Annotated in this window: 17 protein-coding genes; 5 read left to right on the top strand and 12 right to left on the bottom strand. The window is 70.2% G+C overall.

From position 1 onward, the window contains the following. The first annotated feature begins 80 nt into the window (after positions 1-80). Together ACWD0A_RS20245 and ACWD0A_RS20250 are read left to right on the top strand one after the other, a co-directional pair. On the top strand, positions 81-1,556 hold the full coding sequence (locus ACWD0A_RS20245) for an AlkA N-terminal domain-containing protein (protein ID WP_451299930.1): 1,476 nt from the start codon (positions 81-83) through the stop codon (positions 1,554-1,556). A 13-nt stretch (positions 1,557-1,569) separates the two neighbouring features. Continuing rightward, positions 1,570-2,064, top strand: coding sequence for a methylated-DNA--[protein]-cysteine S-methyltransferase (locus ACWD0A_RS20250; protein ID WP_451299932.1), 495 nt, complete (start codon positions 1,570-1,572; stop codon positions 2,062-2,064). A gap of 26 nt (positions 2,065-2,090) precedes the next feature. Here the strand turns inward: ACWD0A_RS20250 and ACWD0A_RS20255 are convergent, their stop codons facing one another. From ACWD0A_RS20255 to ACWD0A_RS20270, 4 genes are all read right to left on the bottom strand, one after another. Next, positions 2,091-2,837 carry an SIR2 family NAD-dependent protein deacylase gene (locus tag ACWD0A_RS20255; protein WP_451299934.1) on the bottom strand — a complete coding sequence of 249 codons (747 nt, stop codon included), beginning with the start codon at positions 2,835-2,837 and terminating at the stop codon, positions 2,091-2,093. A 94-nt stretch (positions 2,838-2,931) separates the two neighbouring features. After that, on the bottom strand, positions 2,932-4,089 hold the full coding sequence (locus ACWD0A_RS20260; RefSeq protein ID WP_451299936.1) for a hypothetical protein: 1,158 nt from the start codon (positions 4,087-4,089) through the stop codon (positions 2,932-2,934). A 159-nt stretch (positions 4,090-4,248) separates the two neighbouring features. After that, positions 4,249-5,457 (bottom strand): YncE family protein, encoded by a 1,209-nt coding sequence (locus ACWD0A_RS20265; RefSeq protein WP_451299938.1) that lies wholly within the window; start codon positions 5,455-5,457, stop codon positions 4,249-4,251. 138 nt (positions 5,458-5,595) lie between these two features. Next, positions 5,596-6,090, bottom strand: a complete 495-nt coding sequence (locus ACWD0A_RS20270; protein ID WP_451299940.1) for an NUDIX domain-containing protein — start codon at positions 6,088-6,090, stop codon at positions 5,596-5,598. A 185-nt stretch (positions 6,091-6,275) separates the two neighbouring features. Between ACWD0A_RS20270 and ACWD0A_RS20275 the strand changes: the two genes are divergently transcribed. The 3 genes from ACWD0A_RS20275 (at position 6,276) to ACWD0A_RS20285 (ending at position 8,640) form a co-directional block, all read left to right on the top strand. After that, the gene (locus tag ACWD0A_RS20275) at positions 6,276-7,409 is read left to right on the top strand and encodes a glycerate kinase (RefSeq protein WP_451299942.1); all 1,134 of its coding nucleotides are present in this window, start codon (positions 6,276-6,278) and stop codon (positions 7,407-7,409) included. 274 nt (positions 7,410-7,683) lie between these two features. Next, positions 7,684-8,142 (top strand): SRPBCC family protein, encoded by a 459-nt coding sequence (locus tag ACWD0A_RS20280; RefSeq protein ID WP_451299944.1) that lies wholly within the window; start codon positions 7,684-7,686, stop codon positions 8,140-8,142. 111 nt (positions 8,143-8,253) lie between these two features. Then, positions 8,254-8,640 carry a VOC family protein gene (locus ACWD0A_RS20285; RefSeq protein ID WP_451299946.1) on the top strand — a complete coding sequence of 129 codons (387 nt, stop codon included), beginning with the start codon at positions 8,254-8,256 and terminating at the stop codon, positions 8,638-8,640. 69 nt (positions 8,641-8,709) lie between these two features. Here the strand turns inward: ACWD0A_RS20285 and pssA are convergent, their stop codons facing one another. From pssA to ACWD0A_RS20325, 8 genes are all read right to left on the bottom strand, one after another. Beyond that, positions 8,710-9,567, bottom strand: coding sequence for a CDP-diacylglycerol--serine O-phosphatidyltransferase (gene pssA, locus ACWD0A_RS20290; RefSeq protein WP_307712604.1), 858 nt, complete (start codon positions 9,565-9,567; stop codon positions 8,710-8,712). Then, complete coding sequence (locus ACWD0A_RS20295) at positions 9,560-10,216, bottom strand: phosphatidylserine decarboxylase (protein WP_451299948.1); 657 nt, start codon at positions 10,214-10,216, stop codon at positions 9,560-9,562. Before ACWD0A_RS20295 ends, pssA begins: the two co-directional genes overlap by 8 nt. A 173-nt stretch (positions 10,217-10,389) precedes the next feature. Beyond that, complete coding sequence (locus ACWD0A_RS20300; RefSeq protein WP_307712602.1) at positions 10,390-11,595, bottom strand: acyl-CoA dehydrogenase family protein; 1,206 nt, start codon at positions 11,593-11,595, stop codon at positions 10,390-10,392. A 2-nt stretch (positions 11,596-11,597) separates the two neighbouring features. Beyond that, a complete protein-coding gene (locus ACWD0A_RS20305) occupies positions 11,598-12,110 on the bottom strand; it encodes a MaoC family dehydratase (RefSeq protein WP_451299950.1) in 513 nt (170 codons plus the stop codon). 16 nt (positions 12,111-12,126) lie between these two features. Beyond that, positions 12,127-13,101 carry an HpcH/HpaI aldolase/citrate lyase family protein gene (locus tag ACWD0A_RS20310; protein WP_451299952.1) on the bottom strand — a complete coding sequence of 325 codons (975 nt, stop codon included), beginning with the start codon at positions 13,099-13,101 and terminating at the stop codon, positions 12,127-12,129. Next, entirely contained in the window at positions 13,098-15,110 is a 2,013-nt protein-coding gene (locus tag ACWD0A_RS20315) for a protein meaA (RefSeq protein WP_307712599.1), read from the bottom strand. Before ACWD0A_RS20315 ends, ACWD0A_RS20310 begins: the two co-directional genes overlap by 4 nt. Positions 15,111-15,127: 17 nt before the next feature. Beyond that, the gene (ccrA, locus tag ACWD0A_RS20320; RefSeq protein ID WP_451299954.1) at positions 15,128-16,465 is read right to left on the bottom strand and encodes a crotonyl-CoA carboxylase/reductase; all 1,338 of its coding nucleotides are present in this window, start codon (positions 16,463-16,465) and stop codon (positions 15,128-15,130) included. Positions 16,466-16,849: 384 nt separating this feature from the next. Continuing rightward, positions 16,850-17,701: a TetR family transcriptional regulator gene (locus tag ACWD0A_RS20325; RefSeq protein WP_451299956.1), complete on the bottom strand. Its 852-nt coding sequence runs from the start codon at positions 17,699-17,701 to the stop codon at positions 16,850-16,852. Positions 17,702-17,791 lie beyond the last annotated feature (90 nt).

Consider the following 17,791-nt stretch of genomic DNA (forward strand, 5'->3'; position numbering starts at 1 on the left):
CTCGGGCCAGTGCTGCCAGCGGGGCGTTGATGTCGGATTTCCGCCAGCCCCGGTTGTCGGCGTGCCCGATGCTTGAGCCCATGCACACCGACACCGAGCGCTGCGTACGCGCCGTCCAGTCCAAGGACGGGCGGTTCGACGGATGGTTCTTCACCGCCGTCCTGACCACACGGATCTACTGCCGTCCCAGCTGCCCGGCCGTGCCTCCGAAGGCCGAGAACATGACCTTCTACCCGAGCGCCGCCGCCTGCCAGCAGGCAGGGTTCCGCGCCTGCAAGCGCTGCCGGCCCGACACCAGCCCGGGCTCGCCCGCCTGGAACGCCCGTGCCGACACCGTGGCCCGCGCCATGCGGCTCATCGGCGACGGCGTCGTCGACCGCGAGGGCGTACCCGGGCTCGCCGCCCGGCTCGGGTACTCCACGCGCCAGATCGAGCGCCAGCTCCTCGCCGAGCTGGGCGCCGGGCCGCTCGCTCTCGCCCGTGCCCAGCGCGCCCAGACCGCCCGGCTGCTCGTCGAGACGACGTCCCTGCCCATGGCCGAGGTCGCCTTCGCCGCCGGGTTCTCCTCCATCCGCACGTTCAACGACACCGTCCGGGAGGTCTTCGCCGTCGCGCCCGGCGACCTGCGCACCCGCGCGTCGGGCCGCCGCTCCGCGCCGCCCGTCACGCCCGGGGTGATCGCGCTCAGGCTGCCGTACCGCGCGCCGCTCACCCCCGGCAACCTGTTCGGGCACCTCGTCGCCACCGGCGTCCCCGGCGTCGAGGAGTGGCGGGGCGGCGCCTACCGGCGCACCCTGTCCCTCCCGTACGGGCACGGCATCGTGGCGCTCACGCCGCAGCCCGACCACATCGCGTGCCGGCTCTCCCTCACCGACCTGCGCGACCTCACCATCGCCATCAGCCGCTGCCGGTGGATGCTCGACCTCGACGCCGACCCCGTCGCCGTGGACGACCGGCTGCGCGCCGACCCCGAGCTCGCCCCGCTGGTCGACAAGGCCCCCGGCAGGCGCGTGCCGCGCACCGTCGACGCGGCAGAGTTCGCCGTGCGCGCGGTGCTGGGCCAGCAGGTCTCCACCGCCGCCGCCCGCACCCACGCGGCCCGGCTGGTCACCGCGCACGGTGTGCCGGTCGAGGACCCCGAAGGCGGGCTCACCCACCTCTTCCCGGCCCCCGACGCCCTCGCGGCGCTCGATCCCGAGGCCCTCGCCCTGCCGCGCAGCCGACGCACCACCCTGACCACGCTGGTCGCCGCGCTCGCCGACGGATCGCTGCGGCTCGACCCGGGCAGTGACTGGGACCGGGCCCGCGCACAGCTCGCCGAGCTGCCCGGTTTCGGCCCCTGGACCGTCGAGGTGATCGCCATGCGCGCGCTCGGTGACCCCGACGCCTTCCTGCCCACCGACCTCGGGATGCGCCGCGCCGCCGCCGGACTCGGCCTGCCCGCCACCCCGGCCGCCCTCACGGCACGCGCCGCGGCCTGGCGGCCCTGGCGGGCGTACGCGGTCCAGTACCTCTGGGCCTCGGACGACCACCCCATCAACCACCTCCCTGCGTAAGGAAGTCCGGAGCATGACCAGGCAGCACACCGTCGTCGACAGCCCCTACGGCCCGCTCACGCTCGTCGCCACCGACGGCGTGCTCAGCGGGCTCTACATGACCGGTCAGCGGCACCGCCCGGGGGAGGAGACCTTCGGCGTACCCGACGAGACGCCGTTCGGCGCGGCCGTCGAGCAGCTGGCCGCGTACTTCGCCGGCGAACTCACCGTCTTCGACCTGCCGATGCACTGCGACGGCACACCGTTCCAGCGCAGCGTCTGGGACCAGCTGCGGCGCATCACCTACGGCGAGACCCGCACCTACGGCGAACTCGCCGAGATCCTCGGCAACAAGGCAGCCTCTCGCGCGGTCGGTCTCGCCAACGGCAGGAACCCGATCGGGATCATCGTCCCGTGCCACCGGGTGATCGGCTCGTCCGGCAGCCTCGTCGGCTACGGCGGCGGGCTCGACCGCAAGAAGCGCCTGCTCGCCTTCGAGCAGGGCACGCCGGACGACGCGCTGTTCTAGAAGCGCGCTGCCCGGTCGTCCCGCCCTCAGGACGCCAGGTGCTCCGGCGGCTGGGCCGCCAGGCGGTCGAGCAGGGCCGGAAGCGCCGTGCCGATCGGCTCGCGCACGATCTCGTCGGCCAGTTCGTCGTACGGCGTCGGCTCCGCGTTCACCACGATCAGCCGCGCCCCGTGCTCGACCGCGATCCCCGCCAGGGACGCGGCGGGCTGCACCTTCAGTGTGGTGCCGACGGCGACGAACACCTCGCACGCCTTGGCGATCGCCATCGCCTGGCCCAGCACCTCCGGGTCGAGCCGCTGGCCGAACATCACCGTCGCCGACTTGAGGATCCCGCCGCACGTGAGGCACGCCGGATCCTCCTCGCCCGCCTCCACGCGGGCCAGCGCGTCGGCCATCGGCGAGCGCACATGGCAGCGTGTGCACGTCACCGTGCGCGCGGTGCCGTGCAGTTCGAGCACCTTGCGGTCGGGCATGCCGCCGAGCTGGTGCAGTCCGTCCACGTTCTGGGTGATCACCCGGACGGCGACCCCGGGACGGCGGTCGAGCTCGGCGACGGCGCGATGCGCGGCGTTCGGCTCGGCGCGCCAGGTCGCGCTCTCGCGGCGCATGATCCAGGAGCGGCGCCGGATGTCGGGGTCGGACATGTAGTAGTCGTACGTGACGAGCTTCTCGGCCTCCGGATCCCGCCGCCACAGGCCCTGCGGGCCGCGGTAGTCGGGGATGCCGGAATCGGTGGAGATACCGGCGCCGCTGAGGATCGCGACGAGTGTCATACGAACGAGCGTACGCAGCCCGGCGGGCCGGTGGCGACCGATTTGACCGCCGCCTGCCCGCCTGCCCGCCTGCCCGCCGGTCCGCGGACGGTCCCTAGGGGGTGACCTTGGCGAACGGCGTCGGTGTCAGACCCGTCCAGCGTTGCTGGACCGCCTTGCCCGACTCCTTCACCACATCGCCGTCCTGGACCCTCGCCGTCTCGGCCAGGTAGAAGCGCCCGTCGTCGAGCGAGACCAGACCGTACTGCCCCGTCGACTGCCAGCCGTAGGTGCCCGAGGGTTCGTGGTGCAGTCCCTCACGCAGCAACGGCAGCAGCCGCCCGGTCTCGGGCTCCTGCTGGCCGCGGATCTCGCCCCAGCGGGGTCTGCCGTCGCCGTCGACGACGAACAGCGAGTAGTTGGGAAAGCCGGGCTTGGATCCCTTGTACGCGGCCATCAGCCAGTTGCCGCTGTGCCCGTCGTACTCCAGGTTCTGCACGCCGTACCTGGTGTTGCCGGTGTACAGGAAGAACTTGCCGTCCGTGCGCGCCGGGCCGCTGCGGTGCGGCGCCGACTCGGTCAACGGCCGCTCGTACTTGTGCCACTGGCGTACGTCGTACTGGAGCAGGACCTGGTGGTCGTTGTCCTGGCGCGTCGTGTTGGCGTAGACGCCGTAGGCGATGGTCAGCTTCTGCGGCCCGTTCTTCCTGCCGAACACCGGGCCGAAGGCGACCCCGTCGATGCCGCTGCACCCGTAGCGGTGGTCTGCCGTCGCGCCCGTGTTGCCGTCGAAGACGCCGTCGCCGTTCATGTCGGCGGTGTAGTCCTCCACGACCTCCCGCAGGTGGACCGTGGTGACGACCCCGCTCGTCTCCGCGTCCATGTTCATCCGGTCGATCCGGTCGCCGTCCAGGATCGCGATGTAGAACGCCTCGGCCGCCTTGTACTCCAGCGAGCCGTAGACGCGCCCGTCCGCGGTGTTGAAGTCCAGGTCGCCCAGATGCCCGGTGAACCCGGTCACGGATCCGACCGGCCTGCCCTGCAGGTCCGTCTTGACCAGCAGGTTCGTGAACGAGAAGTACATGAACCCCTTCTGCCGGTCCAGCGCCATGCCCTGCAGGTGCCCCGCCTGCCAGGCGCCGCCGTCCACCGTGAGGGGTGGCTCGACCGCCTCGGGGGGCGGGCCGGCGGCGGTCGCGGGGGTGGTGGTGCCGATCGTCGCGGCGGCCACGAAGGCGGCGGCCGTCAGCAAGCCGTACGCGTGCCTGTGCATGATCCCTCCGGTGTCCTCGAAGTCCGGATGGTGCCCAGCGGGGGTGTGCGCGCCGTACCGGACGGCGCGCACACCCGTAAGCGGCATACCCAGATGTACTGATGCTCTGTCAACGAATGGCGGCAGAGACCTCATTGGGGACCCGGCGCGCGGCGGCCGTCAGCCGGTTGCCGCACCGGAACCGGTGAGCGGGGCGAACGGCAGGGGAGTGCGGCCGGTCCAGCGGCGCAGCAGCGCCTTCCCCGTCTGGGTGGCGGTGCCGCCGCGCGCCTTCGTCGACTCGCCGACGTAGAAGCGGCCGTCGTCGAGGGAGACCAGGCCGAACTGCCCCGGCGCGTGCCAGCCGTACGTCCCCGAGGGCGCGTGGTGCTCCCCCTGCGGAAGGAGCGACAGCAGCATCCCCCGCTCCGGCCGCCGCTGGCCGCGGACGTCGCCCTCGACGGGCGGCCTGCCGCCGTCGACGGCGAAGAGCCCGTAGTTGGGGAACTGACGCTTGGCGCCCTTGTACGCGGCCATCAGCCAGTTGCCGCTGTGCCCGTCGTACTCCAGGTTCTGCACGCCGTACGTCGTGTTGCCGGTGTACACGAAGAACTTGCCGTCGTGCCCGGCGGGCCCGCTGCGGTGCGGACGTGACTCGTTCAGCGGGCGCTCGTACCGCCTCCAGTCCCGTACGTCGTACTGGAGCAGGACCTGGTGGTCGTTGTCGCGCCGCGCGGTGTCGGCGTACACGCCGTAGGCGACGGTCAGCATCTGGGGGCCGCCCGTCGTCCCGAAGGCGGGGCCGAAGGCGACCCCGTCGATGCCGGCGTTCCCGTACCGGTGATCGGCGGTGTCGCCGGTGTCGCCGTCGAAGACGCCGTCGCCGTCCATGTCCGCGGTGAAGTCGCGGGCGACCTCGCCGAGGTGGACGGTGGTCAGGACCCCGCTGGTCCGGGCGTCCATGTTCATGCGCGTGATGCGCCTCCCGTCGAAGACGGCGATGTAGAACGCGGCGTCCCTTCCGTACTCCAGCGAGCCGTAGACGCGGCCGTCCGCCGTGTTGAAGTCGAGGTCGCCCAGGTGGCCGCCGATGCCACGGACCGACCCGAGCGGCCGGCCGCTCAGGTCGGTCTTGACGAGCATGTCGGTGAAGGAAAAGTACAGGTGGCGCCCGGCGCGGTCGAGCGCCATGCCCTGGAGATGGCCGGAGCGCCAGGAGCCGCCGTCGACCGCGACGGGCAGCGGTCGCGCAGGCAGCTGGGGATTCCTGGCGGCGGTCTGCGGGGGTTGTGCGGGGATCTCGTGCGGGGTGGCGGCGGGGGCCGCGCCGGCGACGGTCAGCGCCAGAGCGGCGAGGGCGGTGATCCAGCCGCGCAGGTGCGTGAGCATGGTCCCTCCGGAGTCCTGGGGATCCGGAGGCTGCCCGGTGGGTGTGCACGGGCCTGGGCGGCGCGGACAACGCGCCGTGAACGCCCGTCTACGGTACGGCGGTCAGCGGCATTCGGTGCAAAACGCTCATTCGTGGGGTCATGGCTTCGGCGGCAGTCCGTTCTCCAGCTCGACCGCCCCCGTGCCGGCCGCCAGCGCGTCGAGCGACGCCTCGACCCGCAGGTACAGCGAGCCGAGCAGGTAGTGGGACAGGTCCTCGCGTGCCACCAGTCGCCAGGACAACAGCTCGTCCTCCTGGAGCCTGATCGCCTCGAACCGGGCGTCGGTCAGCACGCCGCCGTCGTACACGTACGCGGCGATCGGCGGCCGCCCCTCGCCCGGCACCCAGTCCACCGTGAGCAGCGAGCCCAGCTCGAGATCGAGACCGATCTCCTCCAGCGTCTCCCGGCGCGCGGCCTGCCGGGGCGTCTCGCCGAGGTCCGACTCCACGGTGCCGCCGGGCAGCGCCCATCCCTTGCGGTAGTTGGGCTCGACGAGCAGCACCCGCCCCTCGGCGTCCCGGAACAGTGCGGCGGCTCCGGCGAGGATGCGGGGGAGGGAGGCGATGTAGGCGGCGTAGTCGGAGGTCGTCACGGCAGGCAGCGTAGGTCATCCGCCTCCTGCCGCGGCGGGTGCGCCATGCCCCGGTGGCGCCGCATATGGAGGAAACACCCACGTGCGCGCCGTGACGCCGTCCGATGCCGGGGTAGCAGGGCGTCCGAGGGTGCGGATAGGGTCGGGGACGGCGCGACTGCCTGTTCGACAGCAAGGGATACACGGTGAGGGACGGAGCAGTTTCTCAGCCTGCGCGGGTGCTCGTCGCAGCTGACAAGTTCAAGGGCTCGCTCACGGCGGTGCAGGTCGCCGAGCGGGTGACGACCGGGCTGCGGCGGATCGTCCCGGACCTGGAGGTCGATACCCTGCCCGTCGCCGACGGCGGCGACGGCACGGTCGCCGCGGCGGTGGCGGCGGGGTTCGAACGCCGTGAGGTACGGGTGACAGGGCCGCTCGGCGACCCCGTGACAGCGGCGTACGCCCTGAAGGACGGCACCGCGGTCGTGGAGATGGCCGAGGCGTCGGGCCTCCAGCACCTCCCGGCCGGCGTCTTCGCACCGCTCAGCGCCACGACGTACGGCTCCGGGGAGCTGCTGCGCGCCGCGCTCGACGCGGGCGCGCGCACGATCGTCTTCGGCGTCGGCGGCAGCGCGACCACGGACGGCGGGGCCGGGATGCTGGCCGCGCTCGGCGCCCGCTTCCTGGACGCGGACGGCAAGCCCGTGCCGCCGGGGGGCGGCGGCCTGAGCGCGCTCGCGACGGCGGATCTGTCGGGCCTGGACGCCCGTTTCGAGGACGTCGACCTGATCCTCGCCAGCGACGTCGACAACCCGCTGACCGGACCGAAGGGCGCGCCCACGGTCTACGGCCCGCAGAAGGGTGCGACGCCGGACGACGTGGCCGCCCTCGACGAGGCACTCGCCCACTACGCGTCCGTCCTCGGCCCCGACCTGGCGGACGCGCCCGGCGCGGGCGCGGCGGGCGGCATCGGCTACGGCGCGCTGGTCGCGCTCCGTGCCCGCTTCCGGCCGGGCATCGAGGTCATGCTGGACGTGCTGGGCTTCGCGCAGGCGCTGGAGCGGGCGACGCTGGTCATCACCGGCGAGGGCTCGCTGGACGAGCAGACGCTGCACGGCAAGGCCCCGGCGGGCGTGGCCTCGGCGGCCCGCGCGCAGGGCATCGAGGTGGTCGCTGTCTGCGGCCGCCTGGCCCTCCCGCCGGAGGCCCTGGGCCGCGCGGGCATCCGGCGCGCCTACGCCCTGACCGCCCTGGAACCGGACCCGGCGCTGTGCATGGCCCACGCGGGCCCGCTGCTGGAACAGGCGGCGGAGTCGATCGCCCGCGACTTCCTCACCTGACGGGACGCCCCAGGGCGCGGCAGCTTCGGGCCGCGCCTTGCGGCCACCGCCCGCGAGGCCCTGCCCCGCCCCCTGGCGCGCGTCGCCCGGGGGCGGGGCTTCTTCCGTGGAGCCCCCGCAGTCACGGGCCTCGACGCCCGCCGCCCACGCACGCGGTATGTGCGGATCCCCCGGTGCAGGAAGGCGGCCACTGGGTACCCGGCACTACGGCACGACGTGCACAGCCTGCGCGGGCAGACCCTGCCCCGCGGCAGATCCAGGAGGAGGCGCAGTAATGAGCACGGTGAAGGAGTCCGTCGAGGTCGAGGTTCCCGTGAGCACCGCCTACAACCAGTGGACGATGTTCGAGGAGTTCCCGAACTTCATGGAAGGCGTGGAGGCGGTCACCCAGGTCGACGACCGCCACAACCACTGGACCACCAGGATCGGAGGAGTACGGCGGGAATTCGACACCGAGATCATCGACCAGCTCCCCGACGAACGCATCGCCTGGCGCACCATCAGCGGCGACAGCAAGCAGAAGGGCATGGTGAGCTTCCAGCGCCTGGACGACACGCACACACGGGTGGAACTCGTGATGGACGTCGAGCCCGGCGGCATGGTGGAGAAGGCCGCCGACATGACCGGAATGATCGACCGGCGCGTCAAGGGCGACATGCGGCGCTTCAAGGAGTACATCGAGCACCAGGGCGGCGAGAGCGGAGGCTGGCGCGGTCGCATCAAGCCCGGATGACGCCGGGGCCGGGAGCGCTCGTCACCGCCCCGATGGCCGGTCCTCGCCGACAGCGGGGAACCGAGGCCGAATCGCAGGACGTCGGTTCCCTGCTCCCGATACGCTCTGTGCATGGTGCATGTACTGGGCAGCAGGATGCTGCTGAGCCCCACCGATCCGCAGCGCTCGCGCGACTTCTACGGCCGCGCTCTCGGGCTGGCGGTCTACCGTGAATTCGGGACCGGCCCCGAGCGGGGAACGGTGTACTTCCTCGGCGGCGGGTTCCTCGAACTCTCGGGCCGCTCCGACACCCCGCCCTCGCCGGCCGTGCGGCTGTGGCTGCAGGTGCCCGACGTGCGGGCCGCCCACGACGAACTGCTGGAGCGGGGCGTGGAGGTGCTCAGAGCGCCGCAGAAGGAGCCGTGGGGGCTGGTCGAGATGTGGATCGCCGACCCGGACGGGGTGCGTATCGCGGTGGTCGAGGTGCCCGAGGACCATCCCCTGCGCCATCGCCCGTGACCCACTCCGAAAAACGCCGAGGGCCCGGAAGCTTTCGCTTCCGGGCCCTCGGCGTACAGGACGCGTGTGCTACGGGATCTGCGCCGCACGGGCCTCGCGGCTCTCGCGGCGGTTGTCGCGGAACGTGTTCACGCGACGGGCGGTGGCGAAGAGGGGGATCGTCGCCGCCATCACGATCTGCAGTGCGCAGCCCATCTGGAGCAGCACCTGGCCGCCCGGCGCGTCGAACGCCCACGCCGCCAGCATGCCCATCGCCGAAACGATCCAGCCGAGCATCGCCACCGCGAGGACACCCCGCGGCTTGGGGTACTCGACCCGGCTCACCATCAGCCACGCCGCTCCGATGATCGCCAGCAGCGTCGGGATGAAGGGCAGCTCCAGCAGCACGATCGAGACGACCGTGAGCGCTCCGAAGGGGCTCGGCATGCCCTGGAACATGCCGTCCTTCATGGTCACGCACGAGAATCTCGCAAGCCGCAGCACCACCGCCAGCAGCACCACGATCGCGGCCACCGCCGAGACCCGCTGATGGGCGTCGTCCGCGACCATGCCGTAGACCAGCACGAAGTACGCGGGCGCGAGACCGAAGCTGATCAGGTCCGACAGGTTGTCCAGCTCGGCGCCCATCGGCGACGACCGCAGCTTGCGGGCCACGAGCCCGTCGCAGAGGTCGAAGATCGCCGCCAGCAGCATGAGGATCACGGCCGTCGCGGCGCTGTGCCGCGCCATGCCGGTCTCCTGGCTGCCCTGGAGGTGCGGGATGAGGATGCCGGTGGTGGTGAAGTACACCGCCATGAAGCCGCACGTGGCGTTGCCGAGCGTGAGGGTGTCCGCTATCGACAGCCGCAGAGAGAGCGGCATCTCCTCCGCGTCGTCCTCTTCCTCGGACTCCGCCGCCCAGTTCGCCTGTGTGTCGGGATCAATCACGGTCAATGCGAGTCACCCCCGCCGTCGTGGTCTGGCCCACCTCGACAGCGACCTCGACACCCTCGGGAAGGTAGATGTCGACGCGCGAGCCGAAGCGGATCAGACCGATGCGATCACCCTGCTCGACCTTGGTGCCCTGCGGGATGTACGGGACGATACGCCGTGCGACCGCGCCGGCGATCTGCACCATCTCGATGTCGCCGAGTTCGGTGTCGAAGTGCCAGACAACGCGCTCGTTGTTCTCGCTCTCCTTGTTGAACGCGGGCACGAAACCGCCGGGGATGTGCTCGACCGACGTCACCGTGCCGGCGAGCGGCGCGCGGTTGACGTGGACATTGAGCGGGCTCATGAAGATCGCGACGCGGGTGCGTCCGTCCTTCCACGGCATGATGCTCTGCACCACTCCGTCGGCGGGCGAGATGACCCGCCCGGACGTGATCTCGCGCTCCGGGTCGCGGAAGAACCACAGCATGCCCGCCGCGAGCGCGGTGGCGGGCACGGCAACGGCCGCGGCCCGCCGCGAACGGCGGGCACGGGCCAGGCTGAGGGCAGCGGTGGCGACGGTCGGCAGAAGCCACGGCGATGCTCCGCGAGCGATACGTACGCCAAAGCGGCTGTCGCGTGGTGCAGAGGTTTGGCTGTGGGGCATGGATGACCTTCGTAGCGGATGATGCCGCGCTGGGTAACACGGGGGACGGCGGCTTTCCGGCCGATGTTATCGGGTACGGAGCACAACTGGGAAAGCCGGAAACCGAGTCGGCGGCCGGAAGATGATGACAGGGTGTGATCTTCTTCGCGGCCTAACCGACTCAAAAGCGGCAATCAACCTTGGAACCGGTACTCCTCGAGCAGCCGACGTCCGATGATCATTTTCTGGATTTCGGCGGTACCTTCGCCGATCAGCAGCATCGGAGCCTCGCGGTAGAGGCGCTCGATCTCGTACTCCTTGGAGAAGCCGTAGCCGCCGTGGATGCGGAAGGCGTCCTCGACGACTTCCTTGCAGTACTCGGAGGCGAGGTACTTCGCCATCCCTGCCTCCAGGTCGTTTCGTTCCCCGGAGTCCTTTTTGCGTGCCGCGTTCACCATCATGGCATGCGCGGCCTCGACCTTGGTAGCCATCTCGGCCAGCTTGAACTGGATCGCCTGGTGGGAGGCGATCGGCTTGCCGAAAGTGTGACGCTGCTGGGCATACGAGACACCCAGCTCGAAGGCGCGCTGCGCGACACCGCAACCACGGGCGGCGACGTTCACGCGGCCGACCTCCACGCCGTCCATCATTTGGTAAAATCCTCGGCCGGTGACCCCGCCGAGCACCCGATTGGCCGGAATGCGCAGTCCGTCCATGATGAGCTCGGTCGTGTCGACGCCCTTGTAGCCCATCTTGTCGATCTTCCCGGGGATGGTGAGGCCCGGACGGACCTCGCCGAAGCCCGGCTCCTTCTCGACGAGGAAGGTCGTCATCGACTTGTGCGGGGCCGTGCCCTCGGGGTGTCCTTCGTCACTCCGGCACAGGACCGCGACGAGGGTGGACGTGCCGCCGTTCGTCAGCCACATCTTCTGGCCGTTCAGGACGTACTCGTCGCCGTCCTTCACGCCCTTGGACGTGATCGCCGAGACGTCCGAGCCGAGGCCCGGCTCCGACATCGAGAACGCACCGCGCACCTCGCCGAGCGCCATGCGCGGCAGGAAGGTGTCCTTCTGCTCCTGCGTGCCGTGCTGCTTGAGCATGTACGCCACGATGAAGTGCGTGTTGATGATGCCCGAGACGGACATCCAGCCGCGGGCGATCTCCTCGACGCACAGCGCGTACGTGAGGAGGGACTCACCCAGGCCGCCGTACTCCTCGGGGATCATCAGGCCGAACAGGCCGAGCTCCTTGAGGCCGTCGACGATCTCTTGCGGGTACTCGTCCTTGTGCTCCAGCTCCGTGGCGACAGGAATGATCTCCTTGTCGACAAAGTCACGGACGGTGGACAGGATCTCCTGCTGGACATCGGTCAGACCTGCGGTCTGGGCGAGTCGGGCCATGACTACTTCTCCTGCGCCTTCAGCTCGGGGCGGCCGGGCTGCTCGCCGCCGCGCTCCTTGATGTACGTCTCCGTCGGGACCATCACCTTGCGCCGGAAGACGCAGACGAGGGTGCCGTCCTGCTTGTAGCCCTTGGTCTCGACGTAGACGATGCCGCGGTCGTTCTTCGACTTCGACGGGTTCTTGTCGAGGACCGTGGTCTCGCCGTAGATCGTGTCGCCGTGGAAGGTCGGCGCCACGTGCCGCAGCGACTCGATCTCCAGGTTGGCGATGGCCTTGCCGGAGACGTCCGGCACGGACATGCCGAGCAGCAGCGAGTAGATGTAGTTCCCGACGACGACGTTCTTGCCGAAGTCCGTCGTCTTCTCCGCATAGTTGGTGTCCATGTGGAGCGGGTGGTGGTTCATGGTGAGCAGGCAGAAGAGGTGGTCGTCGTACTCGGTGACCGTCTTCCCGGGCCAGTGCTTGTAGACGGCCCCGACCTCGAACTCCTCGTAGGTGCGTCCGAACTGCATGTCGCTCAGGGCCTTTCTAGTTGGCGGGGATGTCGAACTTGGTGGTGCGCTGCATGCCGGCCGCGCGCCCCTTGCCGGAGATGACCAGAGCCATCTTGCGGCTGGCCTCGTCGATCATCTCGTCGCCGAGCATCGCCGAGCCCTTCTTGCCGCCCGCCTCGGACGTGTAGTAGTCGTACGCGTCCAGGATCAGCTCGGCGTGGTCGTAGTCCTCCTGGGAGGGCGAGAAGATCTCGTTGGACGCCTCGACCTGGCCCGGGTGCAGCACCCACTTGCCGTCGAAGCCGAGCGCGGCGGCGCGCTGGGCGACCGCGCGGTAGCCGTCGATGTTGCGGATCTGGAGGTAGGGACCGTCGATCGCCTGGAGGTTGTTGGCGCGGGCGGCCATCAGGATCTTCATCAGGATGTAGTGGTACGCGTCGGCCGGGTAGCCGGGCGGCTGCTCGCCGACGACCAGGGACTTCATGTTGATGGAGGCCATGAAGTCGGCCGGGCCGAAGATGATCGTCTCCACGCGCGGCGACGCCTGGGCGATGGCGTTGACGTTGTTGAGGCCCTGCGCGTTCTCGATCTGCGCCTCGATGCCGATCTTGCCCAGCTCGAAGCCCATGGTCTTCTCGATCTGGGTGAGCAGCAGGTCGAGCGCGACGACCTGCTCGGCGGTCTGCACCTTCGGCAGCATGATGCAGTCGAGGTTCTGGCCGGCGCCCTCGACGACGGTGACGACGTCGCGGTAGGTCCACTCGGTGGTCCAGTCGTTGACGCGCACGACCCGCGTCTTGCCCGTCCAGTCACCCTCGTTCAGGAACTTCACGATGGTGTGCCGGGCCTCCGGCTTGGCGAGCGGCGCGCAGGCGTCCTCCAGGTCCAGGAAGACCTGGTCGGCCGGCAGGCCCTGGGCCTTCTCCAGGAAGCGCGGGTTCGAACCGGGCACGGCCAGGCAGGAACGGCGCGGGCGGAGACGGTTGACCGGGTGCACAGGCGTGCTCATGCGTGGACCTCCAGGGGGTCGAGCTTGTTCGCTTGACGGATCTCGTCGACGATACGGCCGATGATCTCCGTGATTCCGAAGTCCTTCGGAGTGAAGACGGCGGCCACACCCGCCGCCTTCAGTTCGGTGGCGTCGGCATTCGGGATGATGCCACCCACGATCACCGGGATGTCGGCCGCGCCCGCCTCACGCAGCCGCTTCAGCACGTCCGGCACCAGCTCGGCGTGCGAGCCGGACAGGATCGACAGACCGACGCAGTGCACGTCCTCCGCGAGGGCGGCGGAGACGATCTGCTCGGGGGTCAGCCGGATGCCCTGGTAGACCACCTCGAACCCGGCGTCGCGGGCCCGTACGGCGATCTGCTCGGCGCCGTTGGAGTGGCCGTCCAGGCCGGGCTTGCCGACGAGCAGCCGCAGCCGCCCCGCACCCAGCTCCTCCGCCGTGCGGGCCACCTTCTCGCGTACCAGCGCGAGAGGGGTGCCCGCCTCGGCGGTGACCGCCACCGGGGCGCTGCTGACGCCCGTCGGCGCACGGAACTCGCCGAAGACGTCACGCAGCGCCCAGGCCCACTCGCCGGTGGTGACGCCCGCACGCGCACACTCGACGGTGGCCGCCATCAGGTTCTCGGTGCCCGCCGCGGCCTTCTTCAGCGCCGCGAGGGCTTCCGCGGCGCGGGACTCCTCACGGCCGGCGCGCCACTCGTGCAGCTTGGCGACGACGCGTGCCTCGTTCGCCGGGTCGACCGTCATGATCGCCGTGTCGAGGTCCGCGGTGAGCGGGTTCTCCTCGGTCGTCTCGTAGATGTTGACGCCGACGATCTTCTCGTCGCCGGCCTCGATCCGCGCGCGCCGCTCGGCGTGCGAGGAGACCAGCTGCGACTTGAGGTAGCCCGACTCGACGGCCGCCATCGCGCCGCCCATCTCCTGGATCCGGTCGATCTCCGCCAGGCACTCCTCGACGAGGGCGTCGACCTTGGCCTCGATCACGTGCGAACCGGCGAAGATGTCCTCGTACTCCAGCAGGTCCGACTCGTGCGCCAGCACCTGCTGGATGCGCAGTGACCACTGCTGGTCCCAGGGGCGGGGCAGACCCAGCGCCTCGTTCCAGGCGGGCAGCTGCACGGCACGCGCGCGGGCGTCCTTGGAGAGCGTGACGGCCAGCATCTCCAGCACGATGCGCTGGACGTTGTTCTCCGGCTGCGCCTCGGTCAGACCGAGCGAGTTGACCTGGACGCCGTAGCGGAAACGGCGCTGCTTCTCGTTCTCGATGCCGTAGCGCTCACGCGTGACCTTGTCCCAGATGCGGCCGAAGGCGCGCATCTTGCACATCTCCTCGATGAAGCGGACGCCCGCGTTCACGAAGAACGAGATCCTGGCGACCACGTCGCCGAACTTCTCGGCCGGCACCTGGCCCGAGTCCCGCACGGCGTCCAGCACGGCGATCGCGGTGGACATCGCGTACGCGATCTCCTGCACCGGCGTGGCCCCGGCCTCCTGCAGGTGGTAGCTGCAGATGTTGATCGGGTTCCACTTGGGGATGTGGGCCACCGTGTACGTGATCATGTCGGTGGTCAGGCGCAGCGAAGGACCGGGCGGGAAGACGTGCGTCCCGCGCGACAGGTACTCCTTGACGATGTCGTTCTGGGTCGTGCCCTGAAGCCTGGTGATGTCCGCACCCTGCTCCTCAGCGACCACCTGGTACAGCGCCAGCAGCCACATGGCCGTGGCGTTGATGGTCATCGAGGTGTTCATCTGCTCCAGGGGGATGTCCTGGAACAGCCGGCGCATGTCGCCCAGATGGGAGACCGGCACACCGACCCGGCCGACCTCGCCGCGGGCGAGGATGTGGTCGGGGTCGTAACCGGTCTGTGTCGGCAGGTCGAAGGCGACCGACAGTCCCGTCTGGCCCTTGGCGAGGTTGCGCCGGTACAGCTCGTTGGACGCCTCGGCGGTCGAGTGACCGGCGTACGTCCGCATGAGCCAGGGCCGGTCCTTCTTGCGCTCTGTCATCTGGGAACCCCGGCCCCTCAGACGTTCCGGAAGCGGTTGATGGCGTCGATGTGCTTCTCGCGCATCTCCGGGTCCTTGACGCCCAGACCCTCCTGCGGGGCGAGCGCGAGGACGCCGACCTTGCCCTGGTGGAGGTTGCGGTGCACGTCGTACGCGGCCTGGCCGGTGTCCTCGAGGGAGTAGACCTTCGAGAGCGTCGGGTGGATCTTGCCCTTGGCGATCAGGCGGTTGGCCTCCCACGCCTCGCGGTAGTTGGCGAAGTGCGAGCCGATGATCCGCTTCAGCGACATCCACAGGTAGCGGTTGTCGTATTCGTGCATGTAGCCCGAGGTCGAGGCGCAGGTGGTGATGGTGCCGCCCTTGCGGGTGACGTAGACGCTCGCGCCGAACGTCTCGCGGCCGGGGTGCTCGAAGACGATGTCGATGTCCTCGCCCCCGGTGAGCTCGCGGATGCGCTTGCCGAAGCGCTTCCACTCCTTCGGGTCCTGGGTCTGCTCGTCCTTCCAGAACTTGTAGCCCTCGGCGTTGCGGTCGATGATCGCCTCGGCGCCCATCGACCGGCAGATGTCCGCCTTCTGATCGCTGGAGACGACGCAGATCGGGTTGGCGCCGCCGGCGAGCGCGAACTGCGTGGCGTACGAGCCGAGTCCGCCGCTCGCGCCCCAGATCAGGACGTTGTCGCCCTGCTTCATTCCGGCGCCGTTGCGGGAGACGAGCTGGCGGTACGCGGTGGAGTTCACGAGTCCGGGCGCTGCTGCCTCCTCCCAGCTGAGGTGCTTGGGCTTGGGCATCAGCTGGTTGGACTTGACGAGCGCGATCTCCGCGAGGCCGCCGAAGTTGGTCTCGAAGCCCCAGATGCGCTGCTCGGGGTCGAGCATCGTGTCGTTGTGGCCGTCGGAGGACTCCAGTTCGACCGAGAGGCAGTGCGCGACGACCTCGTCACCCGGGTTCCACGCGTTCACGCCCGGACCGGTGCGCAGGACGACGCCCGCGAGGTCGGAGCCGATGACGTGGTAGGGGAGGTCGTGGCGCTTGGTGAGCTCCGACAGCCGTCCGTAGCGCTCCAGGAAGCCGAAGGTGGACAGCGGCTCGAAGATCGAGGTCCACACGGAGTTGTAGTTGACCGAGGAGGCCATCACGGCCACCAGTGCCTCGCCCGGGCCGAGCTCCGGCACGGGCACGTCGTCGAGGTGGATCGACTTGCGCGGGTCCTTCTCCCGGGTCTCGAGACCGGCGAACATCTCCGTCTCGTCCTTGTGGACGGTGATCGCGCGGTACGACTCGGGGAGCTTCAGTGCGGCGAAGTCGGCGGACGTGGTGTCCGGCGACTGGATCGCGTCCAGGATTTCCTTCACGGTGTTGCCTCCGGCGAGAAGCGTCCATGGGCGGACGCTGAGGGGTACGTCGGGTGGTGCTGCTGTGGAGGTGTGCCGTCGGTTCGGCGGATGATGCTGCTGGCAGCGCTGGTGGGCGCGAAAGGTGCCTGTGACGCAGGCGTCCGGGCGGGGCAGCCGCGAGGGTTGCTGGGACAGCCGGCGTACGAGTGTGCTCTGCACGCCGGCCGCCCGGACAACATCAACGTATGGCACGCCGTGCCAGGTGGCAAGACACTCCGTGCCAAGAATTTCTCTCAGATGCAATCCGCTGGACACATATGAGCGATGATCGATCGAATGAGGGAGCAAAAATGGCGAAGACCGCCCGAATCGGGCGGTCTTCGCCTGGGTGAGCCGGGAGGCTCAGCCCTCCTTCAGCGCCTGTTCGATCGTGCGCATGACCTCGCTGAGCGGTGCGTCGGTGCGGGCCACGGCCACCAGGACCTCACCCTCGGTGCGCACGTCCGCCGACGGCGGCTCGGCGGCCGGGGAGGTGTGCGCCGCCTTGCGGCCGGCTCCTATGCCGGTGCCGAACGTGTCGCGGACGATGGCGAACGCGTGGTCCAGCTGGGCCTCGACGTCGCCCTGCCCGCCCGCCCGCAGCCAGCGGCGCAGCACGTGGTTGTGCGCCGTCACCACCGCGGATGCGGCCACCTCCGCCAGCAGCGGGTCGTCGTTGCCGTCGTGGTGGTCCCGCTCGTCGAAGTGGGCCAGCAGATAGCGCGTGAACAGCCGCTCGTAGCGGGCCACCGAGGCGATCTCACGCTCCCGCAGCGTCGGCACCTCACGGGTCAGGCGGTAACGCTCGACGGACACGGCCGGGGAGGCCGCGTACATCCGCATGACCTCCTTGATGCCCTGGCACACCGTGTCGAGCGGGTGCTCGTGGGGCGGAGCCGCGTTCAGGACCGCCTCGGCCCGCACCAGGGTGTCGTCGTGGTCGGGGAAGATGGCCTCTTCCTTGGAGCGGAAGTGGCGGAAGAAGGTCCGGCGCGCCACTCCGGCCGCCGCGGCGATCTCGTCGACCGTCGTCGCCTCGTACCCCTTGGTCGCGAACAACTCCATGGCCGCCGCCGCGAGTTCGCGGCGCATCTTCAGGCGTTGCGCGGCGGCGCGGGAGCCTGCGGCACTTTCCGGAGCGTCGGACGCGGCGCCGGCGCGGCCGGGCCGGCGGGCGGGATCAGCGGGCTGGGGCATGACCTGAACGTACTGCATTCGCACAGCCGGGCGCGCCCGCGGGTCGGGCCCGGCCCGTTCGGACGCGGCGGGCGGACTGCCCGGACCGAGCAGCCCGCCCCACGCGCC

It is taken from the genome of Streptomyces sp. NPDC002867, from assembly GCF_053591895.1.